Consider the following 5,153-nt stretch of genomic DNA (forward strand, 5'->3'; position numbering starts at 1 on the left):
AAATTACCAACTCAAAATGTCCTATAACCCTAATTTAAGTTTAGCATTATAGCTTAACAAATCAAAACACCCCGTGGCTTAGGTCACGGGGTGTTTTTGTGTGTTGAAATACTTAGAGGACTGTCATTGGGATCGCCCCTTATTAGCTGTTGATAGGGGGGTTGACATCGATGTTTACTCAGTTTTTAGTTGTTCCAAAAACGAAAGAACATTAGGTGGACTTTCTTTAGAATAAATTAGACCATATGGCATTTCATAGGATTCTTCCAAAGGAATAGACAGAAGGGCCGGGTGAATCTGTTGCCAACAGTCTAAGGACAGTAATATGTCTCCGCTTTCGGCACAATCGTTGAAGGTATCCATATTGTAGTGGTCCTGAATATCTACGATGTTAATTTGTGGGTGATGCGTTACCAGATGGTTACGGATATTGTCGTTTAAAGGACTGATGCCGGTAATCATCATGCGCAAGCGATGACCTTCTAAATCTTTAAAAGATAATTGCGATAGGCCGTGTAATGGGTGCTGTATGGGTACGGCCAAGCAAAAGTGATACGAGCCTAACGGGAGAATTGAAATATTATCGGTAGCGCGAAAATGATTGTAGGGGCTGATAATACAGTCAAATTTATTATTAAGTAGTTTCTTATAAGACTCATCTTCACTAAAGGGAATAATTCTAAACTGCATATTTGCCGTTACCGATAAATTACGATTCCAAAGGAGTATGAATGGATCGATGGGATACATAAAGGAACAGCCTATTCGGAGAATCGGATGTTTCTTATGTTGGACCGCCTCTATTTCTGCAATTGCTTTACTAGCGAAGTCCATTATCTCTAACGTGTGATGATATAGTATTTGTCCTTCCGTTGTTAAGGTGACCCCTCGCGTCGAACGATGGAATAAAGTCGCGCCAAAGTGCGTTTCCAGATTGCCCATCTTCTTAATGACTGCTGTATGAGTAATAAAACACTTTTGTGCTGCTTTGGAGAAACTTCCTGTTTCGGCAACTGCTTTAAAAATATCTAAATCTTTGTTGTACATAAGATCTCCTTATTTTGAAAAACGATGCATACATACGTCTTTTTACCTGATTTAAGATAAGACTGTTACTAATAAAGCGTAGGGTGTAAAAGTTATCGGCATATAATAAGTAGAAACTTTTAGTTACATCTATTGTAAAAAATGGAAACTTCTCTGTCAATGTTAAATCGGTTACACTGTTATCAGAGAGGAGTGATACAATGAATTTATTTCAAAAGAAAGCATGGCGAAACTTAAGTAAACTAGGTTTAGCAGTTTTATTAGCAAGTCAATTTAGTTTCAGCACGGCGGCCGATGTCGTTGTTACTAATGGGGCACCGTCGGTAGCAGTAACCGATTTAGCGACCACGGCGGTGCAGCAGTCGGCACCTATCGTGCGCATTAACACAGGTCTTTTGCGAGGGACAATCGAAAATGGCATTGAGAGCTATAAAGGTATTCCCTATGCTCAGCCACCGGTAGGCGAACTTCGTTGGCGTCCGCCGCAACCACCTAAAGCTTGGGAGGGCGTTTATGATGCAACCGAGTATAAAAGTCAGTTTGCACAGAATAGTGATTTAGGCGTATTTGCCACCGCCGGTGGCAGCGAAGATGCTTTATATCTTAATGTGTTTGTTGACGAAGCGGCCCGCCTTAAGGCAGAAGCCAATAATGAGAAACTTCCGGTGTTTGTCTGGATTCACGGGGGCGGCTTAAAAGTTGGCGCTTCGCAGGATTATAATCCGACGGCCCTAGCAAAAGAGGGCGCCATAGTAGTAACGATAAATTATCGTTTAGGTATTTTTGGATTGTTTGCCCACCCGGCCATTGATGCCGAAGGCCATGCTATCGGCAATTACGGCCTTATGGATCAGGATATGGCACTCACCTGGGTACAAGAAAATATCAGTCAATTTGGTGGGGATCCACAAAACGTTACACTTGCCGGCGAGTCTTCCGGTGGTGAAAGTGTTTTAACAGCCATGGTAAATCCGCACTCAGCCGGTAAATTCCAGCAGGTTATTTCCATGAGTGGTAATACATCAACTATGACGGCTGCCTTTACGCAGAACAGTATAGCGGAAGCTGAGGCGAAAGGGATTGCCTTTGCCGAAGCCAATGGTTTAAAAGATGCTACGGCCGAACAGCTTAGAAGCTTATCGACGGAACAAATTCTTCGCACCCAGACGCCGTATATGTTGATGACATTCATGGTGGATGGTGAGTACATACCAGAACGTTCGATGGAAGCATTTAAAAACGGCCGTTTTAATAAAGCAACCCTTATTAATGGTGTTACTAAGCAGGAAGGTAATTTCTTTGCCGGCTTACCGGAAACTTTGACCGGGAAAGCCATGGATCGTGAAGGGTATATGGCTCAATTAGATTGGCTGGTAAATTTATTGGGCGACAGACCGGGCCTCAAAGAAGCTATTATGGCAGAGTATCCACCGGAGCAATATGACTCTTACGCTGAAGCATTTGCCCCTTTGATTACCGATGCATGGTTATCTTCTTCGATGCAACGCATAAATGATGTGCTCTATAATCAGATTCCGGTGTATGCTTATGTGTTTGCTGATGAAACGGCGCCGTCTTATTTGGTAACGAGTTTCCCGCAAAAAGCATCGCATACTTATGAATTACCGTACATCTTCCCTGGATTTAACGGCAGTTCCATTCAATCTACGGCTTTAAATCCGGAACAGCAAAAGTTAGCCAATCAAATGGTTCAAATTTGGGCGCGTGCCGGTGAAATTAATAAGCAGTCTGAGTGGCCAACCTATGATCCAAAGAAACAAAACTATATGACCTTCACTTTGCCGAATTCCTATATGAGCGAAAATGAATTTAACGAAGCGCATCATACAGCGTTTTGGAATAAAATTAACAGTGAATATCAGCCAAAATAGTAGGCAACTTGTCGAGCATTTTGAAACACTTACATTAAAAAAACTCCAATATTAAAATTATAAATCAACCTCCTAATATTAGATATGAGAGCTAATATTAGGAGGTTTTTATTCATAAAATATAAAAAAGACTAGCCTCAAAAGACAGATGTACCCTAATATACCCCCGTGTTGAGTCTTTCCTACAATCATGGTATGATTACATGGTAAAAAACCTAATATACCGGTATGGGGTATATACTATTTCAAAATCAAGTATATATCGGTATTGGTATAGGCATACATATATCCTGGTTTTCAGGTGAAATATTTAAAATGTGTTGTAGTTAAAATGTAAGTATTGGAGACGGTGAAATGAAGAAGTATTCAAATTATATGAAAGCTTTATTGGTGGCAGTAGCGATAACAGGCGGGACAGCCATTGTATCTGCTCATGATACAGTGACGACCAATGATTGTTGCTACGATAGCGCGACCGCTACAAACAGCCAAAATATGACGGCTAACATGAGTTCTATGATGGGCGGCATGGTCAATAACATGATGAACAATCAGAGTTCCGCGAATAACAGCTCTATGCATTCTATGATGAATGGCCAAAATTCCATGGATAGCAACTCCATGCACTCCATGATGTCCGGCATGATGAATGGCGGTATGATGGGCATGACGGCTACTAATTCGATGAACGGCATGATGGGCATGATGGGACACATGCACGGCGTTGATGATGTGCCCGCTTTGAAGCAAGTACAACAAGCTGCAAAACCGTTGGCTATACCCCCTATGCAAAAAGGGACAGTAGATGAAAACGGTGTGCGTCACCTTGAAGTAACGGCTCAAGAAGGGAAAACAGCCATTAAAGACGGTGCCCTTACCGATACATATGGCTATAACGGCAGCGTACTCGGTACCACTTTATACATGAAACACGGCGAAAAAGTAGCCATTAAATTGAAGAATGAGTTACCTGAAAAAACAACCTATCACTGGCATGGCATGGTAGTTCGCTCCGATGTTGATGGTGGTCCTCATTATCCGATTGCCGCTAACGGTGGCACCGGCGAAGTTGAGTTTACCGTTGATCAGTCAGCCAATACAGCTTGGTATCATCCGCATGCCATGGGCTTAACGGCCAGCCAGGTATATAAAGGCTTAGCCGGTTTCATCTACGTAGATGACAACAAAGAAGGCGCTTTGAACTTGCCGCATACTTATGGTGTTGACGATATCCCGGTGGCCATTCAGGAACGCAACTTCACGGCCGATAACCAATGGGATTATGAGAAAGACTATAATGCCGACGGCGTATATGGTGATACCCTCGTTGTAAATGGTACTATTAATCCATACTTTGATGTGAAAACCAACATGGTTCGTCTTCGGTTATTGAACGGTTCCAATGCGCGTACCTATACCTTACAGTTGTCCGACATGAGTCCTATGATGCAAGTAGCCGGTGACGGTGGCATCTTACCTTGGCCGGTACCTAAACAATCCATTACGATTGCCCCGGGTGAACGTGTCGAAGTGTTGGTTGATTTTTCAAAATATAAAGACGCCTTGCCAAGCTTGGTAACTACAAACGGTACTAACGGTACAGCCAATGTATTGAACTTCAAACGTGGGGCCGATACCTTAACGGCCGAAGCTAAAGTAAACACGGACATGGCCGCTTGGAACTATAACAATATGAATGCGTCCGATGACTTGACGAAACCGGCCGATAAATCTATCGTTATGTCCGGCATGGCTCAAAACGTAATGATTAACGGTAAAAAATTCGACATGGGTCGTATTGATTTCACCAGCAAATTGGGTTCTACTGAAATCTGGGACGTATCTAATGCAGATCCGGGCATGATGGGCATGATGCATCCGTTCCATGTACACGGTGTTCAGTTCGAAGTCTTGTCCCGCAACGGTCGCCCCGTAGATGCTGCTGAAAAAGGTCTTAAAGATACTATCCAGGTAGATCCGGGCGAACACGTACGTATCCGACTTCACTTCACTAAACCTGGCGTATTCATGGTTCACTGCCATATCTTGGAACATGAAGAAAACGGCATGATGTTGCAGCTGGAAGTTAAGTAATGGTGTTTAGTAGTGTATAGATAATATTGAATAGCTATATGATTTAGCATAGATTAAAAGACTCGGATATTGAAAAAAGACCGTAGTGATGTAGTGACCCCAAAAAGTTAGACTTTTATT

The 5,153-nt window shown here is 42.5% G+C and carries 3 protein-coding genes; 2 read left to right on the forward strand and 1 reads right to left on the reverse strand.

Translation table 11 applies throughout. The features are described 5' to 3' along the window. Nucleotides 1-174: 174 nt before the first annotated feature. The gene (locus QZL64_RS01885; protein WP_021840358.1) at nt 175-1,047 is read right to left on the reverse strand and encodes a LysR family transcriptional regulator; all 873 of its coding nucleotides are present in this window, start codon (nt 1,045-1,047) and stop codon (nt 175-177) included. 200 nt (nt 1,048-1,247) lie between these two features. Here QZL64_RS01885 and QZL64_RS01890 point away from each other — a divergent pair, with 200 nt between their 5' ends. Both QZL64_RS01890 and QZL64_RS01895 read left to right on the forward strand, forming a co-directional pair. Continuing rightward, nucleotides 1,248-2,939 (forward strand): carboxylesterase/lipase family protein, encoded by a 1,692-nt coding sequence (locus QZL64_RS01890; RefSeq protein ID WP_021840359.1) that lies wholly within the window; start codon nt 1,248-1,250, stop codon nt 2,937-2,939. A gap of 354 nt (nt 2,940-3,293) precedes the next feature. Continuing rightward, the gene (locus QZL64_RS01895) at nt 3,294-5,033 is read left to right on the forward strand and encodes a multicopper oxidase family protein (protein ID WP_021840360.1); all 1,740 of its coding nucleotides are present in this window, start codon (nt 3,294-3,296) and stop codon (nt 5,031-5,033) included. Nucleotides 5,034-5,153: the final 120 nt, after the last annotated feature.

Origin of the sequence: Veillonella sp. CAG:933 (assembly GCF_000431435.1) — a bacterium.
Classification (GTDB): domain Bacteria; phylum Bacillota; class Negativicutes; order Veillonellales; family Veillonellaceae; genus Veillonella_A.

What these genes read in the sequence shown, in the direction of transcription:
- QZL64_RS01885 (WP_021840358.1), bottom strand. Translation starts at nt 1,047, where the DNA reads ATGTACAACAAAGATTTAGATATTTTTAAAGCAGTTGCCGAAACAGGA.
- QZL64_RS01890 (WP_021840359.1), top strand. Translation starts at nt 1,248, where the DNA reads ATGAATTTATTTCAAAAGAAAGCATGGCGAAACTTAAGTAAACTAGGT.
- QZL64_RS01895 (WP_021840360.1), top strand. Translation starts at nt 3,294, where the DNA reads ATGAAGAAGTATTCAAATTATATGAAAGCTTTATTGGTGGCAGTAGCG.